This is a genomic window from Streptomyces profundus (assembly GCF_020740535.1).
In the GTDB taxonomy this organism is placed as follows: domain Bacteria; phylum Actinomycetota; class Actinomycetes; order Streptomycetales; family Streptomycetaceae; genus Streptomyces; species Streptomyces profundus.
Genome location: NZ_CP082362.1, coordinates 4,055,097 through 4,073,769, shown reverse-complemented (window position 1 = coordinate 4,073,769; position 18,673 = coordinate 4,055,097). Strand labels below are relative to the sequence as shown.

Genomic DNA, 18,673 nt, shown 5'->3' with positions numbered 1-18,673 from the left:
GCGCGCCGCTATGGCCGGGGAGCAGGGACAGTACGTCCACCTCCGCCAACAGTCCAACGTTTCTGCGTCAACACGACACAGGCGGCCGACCGCCGGCAACCGTTCACGCCACCAACCCGAGCAGATCCAACAGGTCAGCCGTCACGACCCGGTAGGCGTTGCCGAGCCGCAGCACCTTGCACGGGCACTCGCCGCGCTTCGCCAGCTCGTATCCCTTGCTCCGCCCAAGCCCCAGGGCGCGGTTGCCTGTTTCCAGGTCGACCGAGACGGGAAGCGCCAGAAGCTCCTCCCGGCTCATCCCCTTTGGACGAACACCCATCGCGCCTTCACTCATGCCGCGCACCCTCTCCATGCAGCCCTCGGCGAACGTGACCACCACATCCGGCTCCAGGCGTCCAACACCCAGAATGGCGAAGCTAATGTGTCTGCATGACACAACACGGTGTGCATCCTGATGAGGAGGACGTCCCGGAGTGGGCGGATCGGATCAAGGCCAATGTGGCCGGCGAAGTCCGGCGGCGGAGAAAGGAGTTGGGGTGGAGCGCACAGGACCTGGCGGACCGGTGCGAGCAGTTGGGGCATCCCATCCCGCGCAACGTGATCGCCAACCTGGAGTCCGGACGCCGGGCCAACCTCCCGCTCGTGGACGTCATGGTGCTGGCCGCAGCCCTGGAGACGTACCCGGTCTGCCTGATCTTCCCTGTCGGCTTTGTCGAACAGACCCAGGAACTCCCGTTCCAGGAGCTCGTGCCGACCTGGGATGCCCTACGGCGCTTCACGGGCGACGAGGAGGTGGGCCTGTACGACGCGGGCCTCATCCCCGACTTCGCACTCCACGCCAGCCTCGTCCGCACCGCCCTGGCCGCTCTCGAAGAAGAGGAACAGGCCCGGTTCGCGGCCAAGGCCGCCACCGGCCGCGTCCAGCAGGACGAGGCCGAGCGCAGGCGGGCCGCATACGCCGATCAGGCCACCTCTGCCAGGGATTCGCTCCGCGTCCTGCGTCGTGAACTCCGCGAGGAGGGTGCCACCCCGCCCAGTCTGCCTCCCGCGCTCGACGACATCGACTCCCCCGCATCCGACACAGCCTCGGAGGAACGCCATTGAAGGGATCAACCCACCGCCGCTGCTACTGCCGCGACCCCGAGAGCGGCAAACCGCTCGGCAAGAAGTGCCCCAAGCTCGCCGGCCGCAAGCACGGCTCCTACTCCATACGTCAGGAGTTGCCACCTCACGAGGACGGCACCCGCCGATCCTTCAGTCGCGCGGGCTACGAGTCCCTGAAGGCAGCCCAGGCCGACCTCGACCACGTCCGCGCGCTCCTCGGCCTCGCCGAAGCGGATGACACCGACGGCTTGGCCCAGATAGCCGAGTTGCTGGAGACGGTGGCCGACGAGAAGTCGCCGTTGCCGGAGATCGAGGCCACCCGCAGGCGTCTCAGCCACGGCCTGGACCTGACCAGCCGACTCGCGGTCGGTGAGTGGCTGGACATGTGGCTGGCGGGCAAGAAGGGCCGACAGACCGCCATCAGCCGCGACGAGAGCAACATCCGGGTGCACCTCAAGCCGCGCATCGGGCACCTACGGCTGGACCGGCTCCGCGTTGCCCATCTGTCGGAGATGTTCGGCGCCATAGCCGAGGCCAACGTCGAGATCGCGGAGGGCAACGCGGCCCGCCGCAGTGCGTTCGAAGACCTTGCCCAGATCCCGTGGAAGGGGCGCGAGCACCGCGCCCGCCGCAAGGCACTGAAGGCGGCGATCGCCGAGATGGAGCCCTACCGCCGCATCGTCGGCCCGGCCACACGTCAGCGCGTCCGCTCCACCCTCCGAGCCGCGTTGAACGCCGCGATCGCCCAGCAGTTGATCACCTTCAATCCGGCGGCCCACGTCGAGTTGGAGGCGGGTAAGCGGCCCAAGGCTCTGGTGTGGACGGACGAGCGCATCCTGCACTGGAAACGCACCGGCGAGAAGCCCTCGCCGGTGATGGTCTGGACGCCGGAACAGATCGGCCTCTTCCTCGACCACATCGCGGAGGACCGGCTGTACGCGCTGTTCCACCTGATCGCGTTCCGTGGGCTGCGGCGGGGCGAGGCGTGCGGGCAGAAGTGGACCGACACCAACCTGGACGCCGGTCTCATCACCGTCGCCAAGCAACTCGTCGTGGACGGCTGGGAGGTGTACGAGGACGACCCCAAAACGGATGCCGGAGCGCGGACCATCGCCTTGGACTCCGACACGGTCCGAGTCCTGGGGCGGCATCGAGCCCAGCAGGACAAGGACCGTAAGGAGTGGGAGAGCGCCTGGGTGGAGACCGGCCGCGTCTTCACCCGGGAGAACGGCGCGTTGCTCCACCCCGCCAACGTCACCCGGCGGTTCGTCGAGCTGTACGAGGAGATCAGCCTCCCGCCGGTCCGGCTCCACGATCTGCGCCACGGCGCCGCGACGCTGGCCCATGCCGCCGGAGCCGACCTGAAGGACATCCAGGAGATGCTCGGCCACTCCTCGATCACCATCACGGCCGATACGTACACGAGCCTGCTCCCCGAAGCGGACCTGGCGATCGCCGAGGCAGCGGCCCGGCTCGTACCGCGCGCCCACGCCCCGACGGAAGAAGAGCCCGAACCCGACAACGCGGGGGAGCCCGTGCCGGGTGATGCCGATCCGTCGGGAGATATTCGGAAGATCAACTCCCCGTCCGCTCACGCACCGCGCACGCAAACGGCCCCGGACGGGGAGTCCGAGGCCGAATAGAGCGCTTCGCTGGGAGGAAACCCCAGGTCAGCGACCTGACGAGCGGTGCCCCCGGCAGGATTCGAACCTGCGACACCCGCTTTAGGAGAGCGGTGCTCTATCCCCTGAGCTACGGAGGCTGAGGTAGCGCGGGCCAGTCTAGCGGGTTCGTTCGGTGGGGCGGGCCAGGAGGACGGTGAAGCGGTTCTGGGGGTCGGTCCACCAGTGGGTCGGGGTGAGGGCGGATCGGCCGAGGTCGGCCGCGAGGCGGGGGCGGCGGAACTTGGTGGAGAGTTCGGTGCGCAGGAGTTCGCCCTGGCTGAAGCCCACTTCGAGGTCGAGCGCCGGGATCTTGACCGTGTGCCCGTGGCGGGCTTTGAGGGACATCTCGATCCGTTCGGCGCGCTCGTCCCACCTCGCCACATGGTCGAAGGCGCTGGCGTCGAAGTCGGCGTCCAGTTCGCGGTTGAGGACGCGCAGCAGGTTCTTGTTGAACTCCGCGGTGACACCCTGCGCGTCGTCGTAGGCGCGGGTCAGGGTGGTGGGCGACTTGACCAGGTCGGCGCCGATCAGGATCGCGTCGTTGGGAGTGAGCGCGGCGCTGAGGCGGCTGAGGAAGGTGGCTCGCTCCGCCGTGTCGAAGTTTCCGATCGTGGAGCCGAGAAAGGCGACCAGACGTGGTCCTGGGCCGTCGGGTATGGGCAGTTCCTGATCGAAGTCGGCAACGGTGGCGTCGACTTCCAAACCCGGGTAGGCGGCCAGGATCGATTCGGCCGCCTCGGTCAGGGCGGTGCGCGAGACGTCGATGGGGGCGTAGGCGCGCAGGGTGCCGCCGGCCGTGAGGGCGTCGAGCAGCACGCGGGTCTTCTCGGACGAGCCCGAGCCGAGTTCGACCAGGGTCCGCGCTCTGGTGTGCGTCGCTATGTCCGGGGCGTGGGCGCGGAGGATCTGCCGTTCGGCGCGGGTGAGGTAGTACTCGGGCAGCCGGGTGATGCGGGTGAAGAGTTCGCTGCCCCTGGCGTCGTAGAACCACTTGGGCGGCAGGGATTTGGGGGTGGCGGTGAGGCCGGCGCGCACATCGGCGTGCAGGCGCTCGGCGAAGTGGTCCTCCGGCAGGGTGTCGTGCACGGTGACGCTGCTGGTCATGGGGTTCCTTTCGCGGTTCCGGGCCGGCCGTCTCGCGGAACCCGGCCGGCGGGGGCGCGGGGGCCGCGGCGGCTGTCAGTGGCGGGGCCTAGAGTCGGGGCAGGGCTTGGAGATCGACGGAGGTGCGGCTGGCGCGGAGCAGGGAGTGTTCGGGCACCTCGCGCCAGCCCGGCTGTTCCGGCACCGGCTCCGAGGCGACGATCAGCCGCTCGTCCTCGCTCCGGTACCAGAGGCTGTCGCCGTGGCGGGTGGCGACGACGGTGCTGCCGTCCGTGAGGAGCAGGTTGAGGCGGGCGTCGGGGCGGGCGGCGAGGACGCCGGCCACGAGTTCGGCCAGCGCCTCGGGGGCCGGCTGGCCGGCCACCAGCCGTCGGGCCGCCATCAGCCAGAGCAACGCCGCGTCGACGTGCGCCTCGATGCTGAGCAGTTCGGCGAGGGTCAACGGCTCGCCGAGGTCGGTGGGGAGTTGCTCCCAGCGGTCGACGCGTCCGTTGAGGCTGAACAGCCAGCGTCCCAGGGCGAAGGGGGCCACGGCCGTCTCGTGGTTGCTGCCGCCCGGTGTGGTGGAGCGCACCGAGGCCAGCACCGCGCCGCTGTGCAGCAGTGCGGCGAGCCCGGGAAGGTTCTCGTCGGCCCAGATGGGGACGGCGCGGCGGTAGCGCACGGGGCCCGCCCCGTCGTCCGGTGGGTACCAACCGACGCCGAAGCCATCGGCGTTGACCGTGCCTCCCACCTGGCACTTCGGTGCCCAGGACTGTTCGTAGAGGCTGTGCGGAGGGGTGGTGAGCAGTTCGGCCAGGGAGAGGGGTGGCCCGAGGTAGGCGAGGTGGCGGCACATCAGCCGACGCCCGTGCCCGCGTCGCGGCAGGTCCGGAAGCCGGCGAAGATCTGGCGGCGGATGGGGAGGTCCCAGTTGCGGAAGGTGCCTCGGCAGGCGATCGGGTCGGTGCCGAACGAGCCGCCGCGCAGCACCTGGTAGCCGGCGCCGAAGAACGCCTCGCTGTACTCCCGGTACGGATGGGCGGCGAAGTCGGGGTAGCCGGTGAACTCGGTGGCGGTCCACTCCCAGACGTCACCGAGGAGTTGGCGTGCCCCGCAGGGCGCGGCCCCGTCCGGGTAGGCGCCGACGGGCGCGGGGCGGAGGTGGCGCTGGCCGAGGTTGGCATGCCGTGCCTCGGGGGCCGCCGCGCCCCAGGGGTAGCGGCGGGAGCGGCCGGTGGCGGGGTGGTGTCTGGCGGCCTTCTCCCACTCGGCCTCGGTGGGCAGCCGCCGCCCTGCCCAGCGGGCGTAGGCGTCGGCCTCGTACCAGCTGACGTGCAGCACCGGCTCGTCGGGCGGCACGGGTTCGGTGCGCCCGAACCGGTGGCGCAGCCACTCCCCGTCGAGGTCGCGGTGCCAGAACGCGGGCCCCGTCAGGTTGGCCTGCCTTCGGTGGAGCCAGCCCTCGGGGTGCCACCAACGAGGCTGGTGGTAGCCGCCGTCGGCGATGAACTCCTGGTAGGCGGCGTTGCTGACGGGCGTGGTGTCCAGCCAGAAGGCGGGGACGAAGACGCGGTGCGCCGGACCCTCGTTGTCCAGCGCCCAGGGGTCGTCGGCCGGGTCGACGCCCATGGTGAACGGGCCTGCGGGCACCAGGACTTCGGCCGGAAGTCGATGCTCGGGGCGGGGGCGCGCGGGTGGCGGCGCATAGAGCGCCGCGCGCCCTCGGCGCAGCTGGTGGGTGGCCAGCATGGTCTCGTCGTGCTGCTGCTCGTGTTGGGCGATCATGGCGAAGAGGAAGGCCCCCTCGGTGTCGCCGGTCAGCCCGCCCAGTACCTCCAGCGCCTGGGCGCGGACCTCGGCCGCGTACCGGCGGGCGTCGGCCGGTGACAGCAGGGGCAGGTTCGGGCGGTCGGCCCTGGGGTGTCGGAAGGCGTCGTAGAGATCGTCGAGGTCGGCGCGGAGCGGCGCCCGTCCGCCGGCCCGGCGGAGCAGCCAGAGCTCCTCCTGGTTGGCGATATGCGCCAGGTCCCAGACGAACGGGGACATCAGGGGCGAGTGCCGGACGGTGAGTTCCTCCGCGGGCAGGCAGTCGGTGAGTTCGTGGGTGCGCCGGCGGGCGGTCTCCAGCGCGGCGGCCAACTCGCTCGGGTCCAGGGGGCCGCGCCCGTCAGGGGCGGACGCGATGTCGAGCGCGTCGAGTGCGCTGGGGGCGGTGACCCGGCGCTTGGGGGGCGTGGGCGCGACGGGGGTCTCGGTCATTCGGGTGTCTCCTTGGCTGCCGCGCGAGGGGGGTGGGCCGGCCGTTGTGTCCGGTCTCGTCGATCGGGTCCGGTCGCCGGGTCGGGGGGTGCCGGTGGCGGGCGGCCGGGCCTCCTGGCCCGCCGAGGCGGAGGGCCGAGGGGTGTTCCCAGCGCGTCCAGCTGATCGTCCGCCGGGCAACGGCCGTGCTCCACGTAGCGGTTGGCGAACGCGGCGACGGCGTCCCGGAGTTCGCCGGCGTCGGGCAGGCGGGCCAGCGCGGCGTCGGCGGCGGCGAAGCAGGCGCGGACGGCCGGGCCAAGCTCCGGGTCGGCCGGCCCGTGCCGGGCGGCGCGCAGCCAGAGGTCGAAGGAGGGCATCGCATGGGCCCCATGGCCCCGGGTGAGCGGCTCGGTCGCGCGCCGAGCGGCGTCGGCGGCGAGCGGATCGTCCAGCAGCACGCTGGTCACCGCCAACGGCACGACCCAGTCATCCCCGGGTTGGGCGTCGATCATCCGCAGTTCCCACCAGCCACGGGGGCGCACTGGTGGGAAGAGGGTGCTCAGGTGGTAGTCGAGATCGGCCAGGGTGGGCGCGCGCCGGTCTGCGGTCGGCCCGCGCAGCCAGGAGCGGAAGGAGTGATTGGGGGGCGCGTACCATCCTGCGGGCGCCCCCCGGCGCACGCACAGCAGCGACGCGTCCAGGGCGTAACGGGCCCAGGCGGCGCGGGGATCCTCACCGTCGGGGGCGGCCTCGGGGGCGGTGGTGGCCTGGGCGTCGGGGGTGAACGGCCGGGTGCGGCCGGGATCCAGGCGGCTCCACAGGGCCTGCCGGGTGGAGCGCCAGCCGGTGGGGCGGCCCCGCCAGACGGGGGAGTTGGCGAAGGCGGCGATCAGCACCGGGCCGAGGCGATGGGTCAGCGCCCAGCGGGCGCGATAGCCGGTCGGGCCCCGGGAGTCGTCACCGGCGTCCACGCTGATCTGCACCGAGGCGGTGGCCCGCATGATCAGCCGACCGCCCGGGGTCTGCCGGTCGAAGAAGCTCTCCATCGCCTGGTAGCGCGGGTGGTGCAGCACCCGGGGCGGATCGCGGTAGGGGTCAAGGCCGAGGCCGACGGCCTCCAGGCCGGCAGCGGCCAGCGCGTCGCGCAGCCGCGCCAGATCGGTCCGGGTCGCCCGGACGCACGCGACCAGCGAGTCCCCCGGGGCGCTGCTGATCTCGACCTGCCCGCCAGGTTCGCGGGTGAGCCGTCCGCCGCCGGGCAGCACGGCGTCGCACGGCGGGTCGTCGCCTCGCGGAGCGGTGTCGTGGAGCGGGGCGAGCGCGGCCCGCACCGCCTCGGCGGGCACCGCGGCGGCTGGATCGTCGACCCGGCGCACCAGCCACTCCAACTCCACCCCGGTCCGGGTGGGGGCACCGGTGGAGACACAGGTGCGGGCGACGTGTTCCTCGGCGTCCCGCTCGCTCAGGGGCGGCGCGTCGGAGGGCGCGTCGGGGTGGCGCGCGCCCGCGTGCGCGCGCGGGGTGGCCGCCCCGGGGCGCGATGAGCCCGTCGGGCCCCAAGGACCCGACGGGGCCGTTGCTGGGCGAGACACTTCCGACGCCATCCCGGCCGCCCTCCTCTATCCCATCCGCCCCCTTTGTCCGGGCAGTGGAATCACGGTAGGACGGCCGGGCACGACCCGCCGGGCGCTATACGGCCAGTCGGCGCACCGCCAGCTCCGCGTAGAGGGCGGCGCCGTCGGCCAGCACCGACTCGTCGAAGGCGGCCAGCGGCGAGTGGTTGGCCGGCGCGGCCTCGGGGTCGACGCCCTCGGGCGTGGCACCGAGGAAGACCATCGCGCCCGGCACCTCGTCGATCACCCGGGAGAAGTCCTCCGCGCCGGTCAGCGGGTTCTCCATGGGCGCGAACCGCTCCTCGCCGAGCGCCTCGCGGACGGCGTCGGCGGCGAACGCGGTCTCCGCCACGTCGTTGACCGTCACCGGGTACTGCTCGACGAAGCGGGCATCCACCTCCAGCCCGTGGGCGGCGGCGACGCCCTCGCAGACGGCCACCACGCCCTCGCCGATCCTGGACCTGGCTTCGCGGGAGAAGGTGCGCACCGTCGCGGCGAAGGTCGCCGTGTCGGGAATGATGTTGGTGGCCGTTCCCGAGTGGAAACTGCCGACCGTGAGCACCACCGGGTCGAAGACGTCGAAACTACGGCTGATCCACGTCTGGAGTGCGGTGACCATCTCGCAGGCGGCGGGGATCGGATCCTTGGCGCGGTAGGGCGCCGAGCCATGGCCGCCGGCACCGCGCACCGTCACGTCGAGGACGCTGGAGGCCGCCATGGCGGGACCGCCCCTGGCGGTGAAGACGCCAGCCGGCCAGGTGTGCGAGAGCACATGGAGCGCGTAGGCGGCGACCGGGCGCTCGCCCGTGGCGTCGAGCACGCCCTCGTCGAGCATCTGACCGGCGCCGTTGTATCCCTCCTCGCCCGGCTGAAACATCAACAGCACGTTTCCAGCCAGTTGATCCCTGTGGGCGGCCAGCAGCCGGGCGGCGCCGGCCAGCATGGTGGTGTGCAGGTCGTGGCCGCACGCGTGCATCCGCTCGGCCTCGGCGGCGAACGGCAACCCGGTGCGCTCGGCGACCGGAAGGGCGTCCATGTCGCCGCGCAGCAGCACGGTGGGCCCGGGGCGGGCGCCGCGCAGCACCCCGGTGACCGAGGTCAGGCCCCGCCCGGTGTCGACCTCGATGGGCAGCCCGTCCAGCGCGGCCAACACGGCCTCCTGGGTGCGGGGCAGCTGGAGCCCGATCTCGGGGATCGCGTGCAACCGCCGGCGGAGTTGGACGAGTTCGTCGTTCAGGGCTCTGGCGTCGTCGAGAAGGTTCATCGTGCATAGCTGCCCCACATTGGCCGATTTCAGCCCTGAAAACGGGAGTTGTGACGGGGAAACCCGTTCCCAGGGGCGCCTTTCGGTCGAGCTGAGCGCCCCCGTGCGCGCGCTACAGCGGATCGGGGCGCGCCACGATGGCGGGGGTGAGGATGGTGGCGTTGCCCGCCGGTTCGGTGGCCGCCCGCCCGGCCCGGTCGCTGACCCGGATCAACAGGGCCACCAGCAGCCAGTTGGCCACCGTCGACGATCCGCCCTGGGCCAGGAACGGCAGTGCCTTGCCGGTCAGCGGGATCAGCCCGATCACGCCGCCCACCACCACGAAGACCTGGAGCGCTATCACCGATGCCAGCCCGGCCGCCAGCAGCTTCCCGAACGGATCGGGGGTCGCGAGGCCGGCGCTGAAACCGCGTTGGATCAGCAGTGCGTAGAGCAGCAGCACCAGGGTCACGCCCAGCAGCCCGAGTTCCTCGCCCACGGCGGTCAGGATGAAGTCGCTGCGCCCCGCGAAGCCGACCAGATAGGTGTGTCCCTGTCCGAGACCCGTGCCGGTGAGCTCGCCGGCACCGAAACTGAACAACGCCTGGGCGGCCTGGTCGGACACGAAGCCAGCGGGCTGCTCCTCCTTGGGCAGAAACGCGACCATCGGGTCCAGCCAGATGCGGATGCGCCCCTTGACATGCTCCTGGGTGGCCGAGACCACCGCCGTCCCCAACGCGGCCAACAACCCGCCGAACACCAGCCATCCGGTGCGCCCGGTCGCGATGTAGAGCATCACCACGAAGACCCCGAAGAAGATCAACGACGTGCCGAGGTCGCGTTCGTAGAAGAGCACCACCAGGCTGACGGCCCACACCAGCAGCACCGGCCCGGCGTTGCGTCCGCGCGGCAGATCCAGGCCGAGCACCCGGCGTCCGGCCAGCGCCAGCGCGTCCCGGTTCGCCATCAGATAGCTCGCGAAGAAGACAACGATCATGACCTTGACGAACTCGCCCGGCTGGACGGAGAGCGACCCCACGATGATCCACCGCTTGGCACCGTAGATGTCGGCGCCGAAGAGGGCGGGCGCCATCAGGAGCGCCATGGCCACGGTCATGCCGAGATAGGTGTACCGCTGCAACGCGCGGTGGTGGCGCAGCACCACCAGCGTGCCGGTCAGCAGGCCGACGCCCACCACCGTCCAGGCCACCTGGTCCGGCGCGACCGGGACGGACTGGTAGTCGGTCTCCGGGAGGTGCGCGGCGTAGGCGTGGTCCAGCCGGTCGATCAGCACCAGGCCGAGCCCGGTGAGCAGCACGGTGATGGGCAGGATCAGCGGGTCGGCGAAGCGCGCGAACCTGCGCACCACCAGATGCGCGGCCAACGCCAGCGCGCCCAGGCCCACGGTGTGGGCGAGGAGCCCGGACGGCGGGCGGCCCAGCACCGTCAGGCCGACGATGGTGTGGCCGGCCGCGATGATCGCGATCGCGAAGATCACCAGGGTGAGTTCGAGGTTGCGACGGCGCGCCGTCCAGGCGCGCACGCCGGGCGACTCGGCCGGATGCCCCCACCCCCTCCGGCGGGAGCGCGGGGCCCCCGCGCTGTCTCTGCCCATCCCGTCCCCATCCCCCGTGTCGTCCGCACCCGCCGCTGTGGCCTTCCACACACGCCGCGACGGCCGGTGGGAGACCGGCCGTCGCGGCGGAAGCGGCGCGTGCCGTCCGCAACCTACCCATGCGGGGAGAACGCCGCACCCGCGCACCCCTTACGGCCGAACGGGTGAGTCGGCAGAGAGGACGCCGAACGGGGAAGGGGGGAGCGCGCGCGTTCGTTGAGGGGAGGGAGACCTCGTGGGACGAACCTCGGGGCCCCGAGGCAAGGGGCATGGCGCCGCACAGCCCGGGGTACCCGAACGCAACTATCGCTTGCTTCTGTTCGTCTTCAGGGGTGTGGAGGGGATGACGCACACGGTCCGATCCGGCACCGCCGGCATCTGTGGCCGGGCAGGGTACTCCATCGCAGAGAAAAAGATGCACCGGTTGGGAATTCTGTCCGGATTCCCGTCGTTAGATCGTTACGGGCTCGGGAGGCAAGGGGGCGTCCCGGTCCGGTCCGAGGAGGACCTCGTGTGATCGCCCAGATCACCATTGATCAATTCGCAAGGGAGCACGTATGGCAACCCGTGCCGTCGCCCGGCGTCAGGACACCGATGACAGTGTCGCGACGGGCAGTGTCCGGTCGAGCGCGAGCAGCGATGCCACGGAGCGCGACCTGGTCGGAATGTATCTCGACGAGATAGCCCGCACTCCGCTGCTCGACGCGGCTCAGGAGGTCGAGCTGTCCCTCGCCATCGAGGCGGGGCTCTACGCGGAGCGCCTGCTCAACGAGCAGGAGGAGCCGGCGGCCGAAGGGCCCTCCGGCTCGGCCTCGCGGGACGAGCTGGCAGCGCTGGCCGCCGAGGGCGACCGCGCCAAGGACAGCTTCATCCGTTCCAACCTGCGTCTGGTGGTCGCCGTGGCGCGCCGGTACCCGCGCAGTGGGCTGCCGTTGCTCGACCTCATCCAGGAGGGCAACGCCGGTCTTGTGCGGGCCGTGGAGAAGTTCGACTACACCAAGGGCTTCAAGTTCTCCACCTACGCCACCTGGTGGATCAGGCAGGCCATCACCCGATCGATAGCCGACCAGTCGCGCACCATCCGGCTGCCGGTGCATCTGGTCGAGGAGTTGGGCCGGATCCGCCGTGTGCAGCGGGAGTTCAACCGCGAGCACGGTCGCGAGCCGGAGCCGGCCGAGGTATCGGCCGAGCTGGGCTCCACGCCGGAGCGCGTGCAGGACGTACTGGACTGGGCGCGTGACCCGGTCAGCCTGAACATGGCGGTGGACGACGAGGGCGAGACCCAGTTCGGGGATCTGCTGGAGGACACCTCGGCAGCCTCGCCCGAGCAGTCGGTGCTGGTGATGATGCGCCGCGAGGGCCTTGAGGACCTCATCGGGCGGCTCGACCAGCGCACCGCGGCCATCATCAGGGCGCGCTACGGCATCGAGGACGGGCGCGAGCGCACGCTCACGGAGGTGGGCAGGCAGCACGGCCTGACCAGGGAGCGCATCCGGCAGATCGAGAAGCACGCGCTGCTCGAACTGAAGAAGATGGCGAGCGACTCCGGCTTCGACGCGGCGGCCTGAGCCGCCCTGTCGTCCCGGCCGTCGCCGGCGACGGAACACAGCCAGTCCTGACATCACCACTCAACGGCCCCGGCGCCCCAGGTGCCGGGGCCGAGTTCTGCCCGCGCGTCCGGGTGCGGCGCCGGATGTGACGGTGCCCACACTTCATACCGAAATAAGCGGGGAGTCCCTGCCCGTTTAAGCCTGAGTCCGATCAAGCGGGGAGTCTTTCCCCGGTTGTTGAGTTCTCACGCTGCGAGGGATCCCTCATGAGCCAGCCCACGACGCCCGCGCGGTGCGGAGCGCGCACTCCGCTGCGTGCCGACGCCGCGCGCAACCGGGAGCGCATCCTGGGCGCGGCGCGCGAGGCCGTGGTGGAACACGGGCCCGAGGTCGCCCTCGACGAAATCGCTCGACGGGCCGGAGTAGGAAATGCCACGCTGTACCGGCACTTTCCCGACCGGCAGTCTCTGCTGCTCCAGATGCTGATCTATGTCAGCGACCGGATCACCGAGCGCGCCAGACAGGCACTGGAGGCCGAGCGCGACCCTTTCGAGGCGCTGAGCCGCCTCATCCTCGACTCGGCCGAGGAACGCGTCGGCGGCCTCTGCCACCTGCTCGGCGTCGGCGCCGAGGGAGAGAACTCGGAGCTGGCCGCCAGCCGGAACCGGGCCCTCCACATCACCGAGCAACTGCTGGCCGCCGCGCACGCTTCGGGCCAGCTGCGTTCCGACGTGGGCGCGGGAGACCTTCTGATCGCCATCAGCCGGCTCACGCTGTCCGTGCCGGGCAGCCCATGCTCCAACGACGTCGACCTGTCCAGACGGCACCTCCAGATCTTCCTGGACGGCCTGCGGACTCCTCCACGCAGCGAACTCGCGGGAGGCGCCCTGCGATTGGCGGATCTCAAAGACGAGATCCGCTGAACTCCCCCGGGCCGGCGACTCAGCGCTGAGTTTCCGCGCCACGCCGGGTCCATCAGATCAGCGCCTCCGCTGAGCGCCGATCGGGCCGCATGCCCGACCGGGGGCTCACCCTCCCCCATCGTCGCCCCTTATCTCCCTTATGAGGTAGAACGCCCATGCCACCCGACACCACCGTGAGCCCGACGCCGGTCGGCGCCAACCCCAGGCGCTGGCAGGCTCTGTTCTTCATCGCGTTGGCTCAACTGATGGTCGTGCTCGACGGCACGATCGTGAACATCGCCCTTCCCACCGCCCAGGAGGACCTCGGCATCTCGGCGGGTGACCGCCAGTGGGTGATCACCGCCTATGCCCTGGCCTTTGGTGGTCTGCTGCTCTTCGGCGGACGCATCTCCGACATCTGGGGCCGGCAGCGCACCTTCATCCTGGGCCTGGTCGGCTTCGCCTTCGCCTCAGCGCTCGGAGGAGCGGCGCAGAACCAGCTGATGATGTTCGGCGCGCGGGCCCTCCAGGGCGTCTTCGGCGCCCTGCTCGCTCCCGCGGCGCTCGCCCTGCTCACCGTGATGTTCACCGACGTCAAGGAACGCGCCAAGGCGTTCGGCGTCTTCGGTGCCATCGCGGGCGCCGGCGCCGCCGTGGGCCTGCTGCTCGGCGGCGTGCTCACCGAGTACCTGGACTGGCGCTGGACCTTCTATGTGAACGTGCCCTTCGCCGTGGTCGCCGTGATCGGCGCCGTCCTCGTGATCCGCGAACCGGACGAGGCGCGCAACCGCTCCCCGCTGGACGTGCCCGGTGTGCTGTTGGCGACACTCGGCCTGGTCGCGCTGGTCTACGGGTTCAGCCGGGCCGAGCACCAGGGTTGGAGCGAGACCTGGGTGATCGCGAGCTTCGTGGCCTCCGCGGTGCTGTTGATCGCCTTCGTGGTGGTGGAGAGCCGGGTCGAACACCCCCTGCTGCCGCTGCGCGTGCTCACCGACCGCAACCGGGGCGGCACCTATCTGGCGTTCGCCCTCGCCGTGATCGCGATGTTCGGGCTCTTCCTGTTCCTGACCCTGTACCTCCAGATCATTCGCGAGTACTCGCCCGTCCAGACCGGCGTCGCGTTCCTGCCGATGGTCGTCGGCATGATCATCGGATCCACGCAGATAGCTCCCCGGCTGACCCCCCTGGTGGCGCCGCGCTATCTGATGGGGCCCGGCCTGCTCGTGGCCTCGCTGGGCATGCTCTGGCTGACCCAGCTGGAGCTGGACTCCTCCTACGCCACGGTGATCATGCCGGGGCAGGTGCTGCTCGGCCTCGGCATGGGCACGGCCTTCATGGCGGGGATGAGCCTGGCCACCTCCGGGGTGCGGCCCACCGACGCGGGAGTCGCCTCGGCGATGGTCAACACCGCGCAGCAGATCGGTGGGGCCGTCGGCACCGCGCTGCTGAACACCATCGCCGCGAGCGCCACCAGCGGCTATCTGGCCGCGCGCCTGCAGGACGCCACCACGGACGACGCCCAGCTGCAACTGCGTCTCGCGTCCGAGGTGCACGGCTACAGCGTGGCCATCTGGTGGGGCTTCGGCATCATCGCGACGGGGGCGGTGATCGCGTTCCTGCTGATCAACGCGGAGCGCGGCGGCGGGCGCAGCGGCGCCGAGGGCGAGGAGGCCGGGGAGCAGCCGGCTCCGGTGCTCGTGCACTGACACACAGCCCGCCCGGCACCCGCCGGGGCGCCGGCCCCACGACCGACCAGCGGCCGTGGGGCCGCGCCATGAGGCGGGCCACGTAGCCGGCCGGGGGGCCGGAACCAGGCGATGAGAGGGCTCGTGGCCCCGGACGGGCGCCGACGTTCCGGGGCCGTCGGTGGTCATCGACCATCCCGCGAAGCGCAGTGCGGCAGGCCGCCACCCCGTACAGAGGACGTTTATCGAACGTCTACCGACACCGGTGAGGCTGGGCACATGTCGGGAGATCAACATGGTGGGGGGCGCTGGTCCGGTCCGGCCGACGTGCTCACCCACGGCCAGCTGCTGCGTATGGGAGACCAGGCCAGCGCCGCCCTGCTGAGCCACGGGGTCCGTGCCCAGGATCCGGTGGCCGTGCAACTGCCCATGTGCCTGGAGTCGGTGGTGATCACCCTGGCCTGTCTGAAGATCGGCGCTCAGCGGCTCACCCTGCCCCTCGGGGACAACCGGGACTTCGTTCGGGGCCGCCTCAACAGCAGCGGGGCCCGTGTGGTGATCTGCGCTGACGCCTGTGACCTCGACGGCCGGGTGCACAGCGTCAAGGCGAACCTGGACCGCACCCTCGCCCGCTGCCCGCTGGTGGAAACCGTGCTGGTGGTCAGGCAGCTGGCGCGGCCTGTGCCCTGGGAGCCCGGGCGGGACCGCTGGTGGCACGAGGACCTGGCGCCTCGGACGCTGCCGCCCCGGCCGTATCCTGACCGTATGAGCGCGGACATCCCACCGGCGAGTGGCACCTCGGGCACCGAAAGGCTGGTCTTCGAGGACCCGCTGTCGAGCCGTTCCTCGGACGACGGCGACCACGGCTGGGGCGAGGACCCCACGCAGGAAGCCTCCGAGGGCAACCTGCTGCGCCTGATCAACGAGCGGCCACCGCACCACATCTGAGCCGCCTGCCGTGGCCGACGGCCTCAGCTCTGGCGATCCCCGCCCGTCGCGGTGGGATCCGCCCCGCCGCCGGGGGCGTCCTCCGGCGCCGGACGCTGGGCGCCGACCGTGGCGGTGCCGCCGGCGCCACCCGAGCCATCGGCGGCGGGGGCGCTGGCGGCCCGCAGCGCCACCAGCTCGTCCCTGATCTCGGCCAGCAGATCCAGATCGGTCTTCGCCACCGGCTCCACCGGCTGCTTGGCCTTGCGCCGCGCCAGATAGCGGGTCATCGGCAGGATCATCAGGAAGTAGACCACCGCCGCCGTGATCACGAAGGTGAGCGAGGCGCTGATCACCGAGCCCCAGCGGATCGGGATGCCCTGCATCACGCCGTTGGCGTCCTCCTCGCAGAGCCCGCGCAGGCAGGACTGGTACTCGTTGAGATCCTGGGTGCCGAAGGCACCCACCATGGGGTTGATCACCCCCTCGACCACCGAGTTCACGATGTTGGTGAACGCGGCCCCGATGACCACGGCCACCGCCAGATCCACCACGTTCCCACGCATCAGGAACTCGCGGAAGCCGGCCAGCACCCCCCTCGCCTCCGTGAGGGCCCGCTTGCCGCCCCGCTCTTCCTCGCTCACCGTTTCGCCTCTCTTCCGCCCCACTCGGCCACCGCGCACCGCGCGCGCCCCGGGGCCCCGGGATTCCGTGCGGGTCACCGTGCAACATGCCGCGGGAGGCTGTCCAATCCGGACATCGCCCCCGGCGGGCGCTCACCATCGCGCGACCGCCAGCGTCGAACCGGCCGCCGCGCCCGCCAGCTCGGCCGCCGTGTCGGGGGCGACGGAGAGCACCAGCCGTGCCCCGAGGCCATCCGGCTCGACGCCCGAGGAGAGCGCCGTGCCGCGCTCCTCCGCCGCCCCGCCGGGGGGCTCCGGCACCTCGGCCACCCTGGCGCCGCTGGCGACCAGCCTGGCCTCGGGGACACCGGACGAGCCCCCCTCCGCTCCCCCGCCCGAAGGCGCGGTGGCGAACACGTCGACTCGATCCCCGGGCGTGAGCGAGCGAACCGAGGCCGGATCCGCGATCGGCAGCGTCAACGAGAGTTGCCTCGGCTCCGCGGCGGCAGCCTGAGGCTCATCGTCCGCCTCCTGGGCGGCCGGCGAACCGCCGCTGACCAGCGGGTCCGGTGGGCTCGCCGGCTCGGCCCCGGCATGGGGCAGCAGCAGCGACACCAGCGCCGCCAGCAGCGCGAGCACCCCGGCCACCGGCCGCCGGCGGCGCAGCAGCCACCACAGCGGGCGGCGGGAGCCACGCGGGCGAATGGGGGCGAAGGACGGCACCACGCCGCACTGCGGCGCGCGGGCGCCCGCAGCGGAAGGCGCCGCCGGCCCACCCCGGGAGCCGTGGCCCACCGCCGCCCAGGCGGCGGACGCGCGTTGGTCGGGGGCGCGGCCCCGACGGGCGCGACGGATGGGATCGGGCGGCTCGGCGGGAAGGCCGGGCGTTCTGAGGGCCGCCTCGGCGGCGTCCGGATAGGGGCTCATGGCGCCACTCTGCCCGCCGCGTGAGAATCCCGCCGAAGCCTGTGGACAACCTCTGACCTGTGGAAAAGCCCATCACCCGAACGAGTGACACGTCGCCCGTGCACGGACTGAACAGCCGCCACTCCGCAGGGAATTCACCCACGCCGGTTCCGTCCTCGGCGAGGTGCGCCAGAGGGCGCCCACGCGCGGGACGGCGGCCCAGCACAATGGCCCGGGCTCCCGACCCGCTGTGCCGCCCGGCCCCCCTAGGGCAGCGTGATGCCCGGGTCCTGGCCCGACAGCCCCGTGGCGCAGAGGCAGTCGCGCTCCTTCGGCAGTCCGCTCACCACGTCGAAGAGCACGTCCCGCAGACGCCCGACGTTGCGGCCGAAGACTTCGAGCACCTCCGCGTGCGAGACGCCCTCGCCGGCCTCCGCACCCGCGTCGAGGTCGGTGACCAGGGCCAACGAGGTGTAGCACAGCTCAAGTTCGCGAGCGAGGATCGCCTCGGGGTGGCCCGTCATCCCGACCACCGACCAGCCCTGGGCCGCGTGCCAGCGGGACTCGGCCCGGGTGGAGAAGCGCGGCCCCTCGATCACGCACATGGTGCCGCCGTCCACCGCGTCCCAGTCCCGTCCCCGCGCGGCCCCCAGGGCCACCCGGCGGCCGGCCGGGCAGTAGGGATCGGCCAGCGAGACATGGACCACGTTGGACCGCTGCCCGTCCGAGCGCGTCTCGCCGTCGTAGAACGTGCCCACCCGGGTCTTGGTGCGGTCCACGAGCTGGTCGGGCACCAGCAGTGTGCCGGGGCCGTACTCGGGCCGCAGGCCGCCCACCGCGCACGGACCGAGCACCTGGCGCGCGCCCACGGATCTGAGGGCCCAGAGGTTGGCCCGGTAGTTGATGCGGGCCGGGGGCAGGTGGTGGCCCCGGCCGTGACGCGGCAGGAACGCCACCCGGCGGCCGGCGACCTCGCCCAGGAAGAGGGAGTCGCTGGGCGCGCCATAGGGCGTATCGACTGTGATCTCGGTCACGTCGTCCAGGAACGAGTAGAAACCGGACCCGCCGATGACGCCGATCTCGGCGGCCTCGACGGACTCAGCGCCGGCGGAGCCGGTCGCGCCCGTGCCGGCAGGGCTCATGCGGCGGACGCCGCGGTGCCCGTGCTCTTGCTCTTGCTCGACGAGCCGCCGGTGAGCCCGGCGCCGCCCGTCGTGGCCGACCCGGCCGAGGACGAGGAGTCCGAGCCGGACTTCGAGGACTCGCCGGACGAGGCCGCGGCCTTCTCGCCGCCCTTGGCCCCGCCCGAGGCCGGGCTGCTGCTGGACGAGGTGCTCCGGCTGTCATTACGGTAGAAGCCGGAGCCCTTGAAGACGATGCCGACCGCCGAGTAGACCTTCTTGAGGCGCCCCTGACAACTGGGGCACTCGGTCAGGGCGTCATCGGTGAACTTCTGCACCACCTCAAGACCCTCGTCGCACGCGGTGCACTGGTACTGATAGGTCGGCACGTCT

The 18,673-nt window shown here is 71.8% G+C and carries 17 protein-coding genes and 1 tRNA gene; 6 read left to right on the top strand and 12 right to left on the bottom strand.

Annotated features, from left to right (window positions below; translation table 11 throughout):
• Nucleotides 1-103 precede the first annotated feature (103 nt).
• Complete coding sequence (locus tag K4G22_RS18035) at nucleotides 104-334, bottom strand: hypothetical protein (protein ID WP_228084133.1); 231 nt, start codon at nucleotides 332-334, stop codon at nucleotides 104-106.
• Nucleotides 335-429: 95 nt separating this feature from the next.
• Here K4G22_RS18035 and K4G22_RS18030 point away from each other — a divergent pair, with 95 nt between their 5' ends.
• Nucleotides 430-1,104, top strand: a complete 675-nt coding sequence (locus K4G22_RS18030) for a helix-turn-helix transcriptional regulator (RefSeq protein WP_228081322.1) — start codon at nucleotides 430-432, stop codon at nucleotides 1,102-1,104.
• Nucleotides 1,101-2,747 carry a site-specific integrase gene (locus K4G22_RS18025; RefSeq protein WP_228081321.1) on the top strand — a complete coding sequence of 549 codons (1,647 nt, stop codon included), beginning with the start codon at nucleotides 1,101-1,103 and terminating at the stop codon, nucleotides 2,745-2,747. Before K4G22_RS18030 ends, K4G22_RS18025 begins: the two co-directional genes overlap by 4 nt.
• A gap of 46 nt (nucleotides 2,748-2,793) precedes the next feature.
• Here the strand turns inward: K4G22_RS18025 and K4G22_RS18020 are convergent.
• The 7 genes from K4G22_RS18020 to K4G22_RS17990 form a co-directional block, all read right to left on the bottom strand.
• A tRNA-Arg gene (locus tag K4G22_RS18020) sits at nucleotides 2,794-2,866 on the bottom strand.
• 19 nt (nucleotides 2,867-2,885) lie between these two features.
• Nucleotides 2,886-3,872 (bottom strand): L-histidine N(alpha)-methyltransferase, encoded by a 987-nt coding sequence (gene egtD, locus K4G22_RS18015; protein ID WP_228081320.1) that lies wholly within the window; start codon nucleotides 3,870-3,872, stop codon nucleotides 2,886-2,888.
• Nucleotides 3,873-3,960: 88 nt separating this feature from the next.
• Entirely contained in the window at nucleotides 3,961-4,710 is a 750-nt protein-coding gene (gene egtC, locus K4G22_RS18010; RefSeq protein ID WP_228081319.1) for an ergothioneine biosynthesis protein EgtC, read from the bottom strand.
• Entirely contained in the window at nucleotides 4,710-6,113 is a 1,404-nt protein-coding gene (gene egtB / locus K4G22_RS18005) for an ergothioneine biosynthesis protein EgtB (RefSeq protein WP_228081318.1), read from the bottom strand. Before egtB ends, egtC begins: the two co-directional genes overlap by 1 nt.
• Nucleotides 6,110-7,687: an ergothioneine biosynthesis glutamate--cysteine ligase EgtA gene (egtA, locus tag K4G22_RS18000; protein ID WP_228081317.1), complete on the bottom strand. Its 1,578-nt coding sequence runs from the start codon at nucleotides 7,685-7,687 to the stop codon at nucleotides 6,110-6,112. Before egtA ends, egtB begins: the two co-directional genes overlap by 4 nt.
• A gap of 97 nt (nucleotides 7,688-7,784) precedes the next feature.
• Nucleotides 7,785-8,972: a M20 metallopeptidase family protein gene (locus K4G22_RS17995; RefSeq protein WP_228081316.1), complete on the bottom strand. Its 1,188-nt coding sequence runs from the start codon at nucleotides 8,970-8,972 to the stop codon at nucleotides 7,785-7,787.
• Nucleotides 8,973-9,084: 112 nt separating this feature from the next.
• Nucleotides 9,085-10,566 carry an FtsW/RodA/SpoVE family cell cycle protein gene (locus K4G22_RS17990; RefSeq protein WP_228081315.1) on the bottom strand — a complete coding sequence of 494 codons (1,482 nt, stop codon included), beginning with the start codon at nucleotides 10,564-10,566 and terminating at the stop codon, nucleotides 9,085-9,087.
• Between the two features lie 557 nt (nucleotides 10,567-11,123).
• Between K4G22_RS17990 and K4G22_RS17985 the strand changes: the two genes are divergently transcribed.
• The 4 genes from K4G22_RS17985 (at nucleotide 11,124) to K4G22_RS17970 (ending at nucleotide 15,651) form a co-directional block, all read left to right on the top strand.
• A complete protein-coding gene (locus tag K4G22_RS17985; RefSeq protein WP_228081314.1) occupies nucleotides 11,124-12,134 on the top strand; it encodes a sigma-70 family RNA polymerase sigma factor in 1,011 nt (336 codons plus the stop codon).
• Between the two features lie 248 nt (nucleotides 12,135-12,382).
• Nucleotides 12,383-13,039, top strand: a complete 657-nt coding sequence (locus tag K4G22_RS17980; protein WP_228081313.1) for a TetR/AcrR family transcriptional regulator — start codon at nucleotides 12,383-12,385, stop codon at nucleotides 13,037-13,039.
• 155 nt (nucleotides 13,040-13,194) lie between these two features.
• Complete coding sequence (locus tag K4G22_RS17975; RefSeq protein WP_228081312.1) at nucleotides 13,195-14,724, top strand: MFS transporter; 1,530 nt, start codon at nucleotides 13,195-13,197, stop codon at nucleotides 14,722-14,724.
• Nucleotides 14,725-14,982: 258 nt separating this feature from the next.
• A complete protein-coding gene (locus K4G22_RS17970; protein ID WP_228081311.1) occupies nucleotides 14,983-15,651 on the top strand; it encodes an AMP-binding protein in 669 nt (222 codons plus the stop codon).
• A 23-nt stretch (nucleotides 15,652-15,674) separates the two neighbouring features.
• Here the strand turns inward: K4G22_RS17970 and mscL are convergent, their stop codons facing one another.
• The 4 genes from mscL to K4G22_RS17950 form a co-directional block, all read right to left on the bottom strand.
• Entirely contained in the window at nucleotides 15,675-16,274 is a 600-nt protein-coding gene (gene mscL, locus K4G22_RS17965) for a large conductance mechanosensitive channel protein MscL (RefSeq protein ID WP_228081310.1), read from the bottom strand.
• A gap of 132 nt (nucleotides 16,275-16,406) precedes the next feature.
• On the bottom strand, nucleotides 16,407-17,180 hold the full coding sequence (locus tag K4G22_RS17960) for an RcpC/CpaB family pilus assembly protein (RefSeq protein WP_228081309.1): 774 nt from the start codon (nucleotides 17,178-17,180) through the stop codon (nucleotides 16,407-16,409).
• Nucleotides 17,181-17,425: 245 nt separating this feature from the next.
• Nucleotides 17,426-18,301: an S-methyl-5'-thioadenosine phosphorylase gene (locus K4G22_RS17955; protein WP_228081308.1), complete on the bottom strand. Its 876-nt coding sequence runs from the start codon at nucleotides 18,299-18,301 to the stop codon at nucleotides 17,426-17,428.
• The gene (locus tag K4G22_RS17950; protein ID WP_228081307.1) at nucleotides 18,298-18,669 is read right to left on the bottom strand and encodes an FmdB family zinc ribbon protein; all 372 of its coding nucleotides are present in this window, start codon (nucleotides 18,667-18,669) and stop codon (nucleotides 18,298-18,300) included. The genes K4G22_RS17955 and K4G22_RS17950 overlap by 4 nt, the downstream gene beginning before the upstream one ends.
• Between the last annotated feature and the right edge of the window lie 4 nt (nucleotides 18,670-18,673).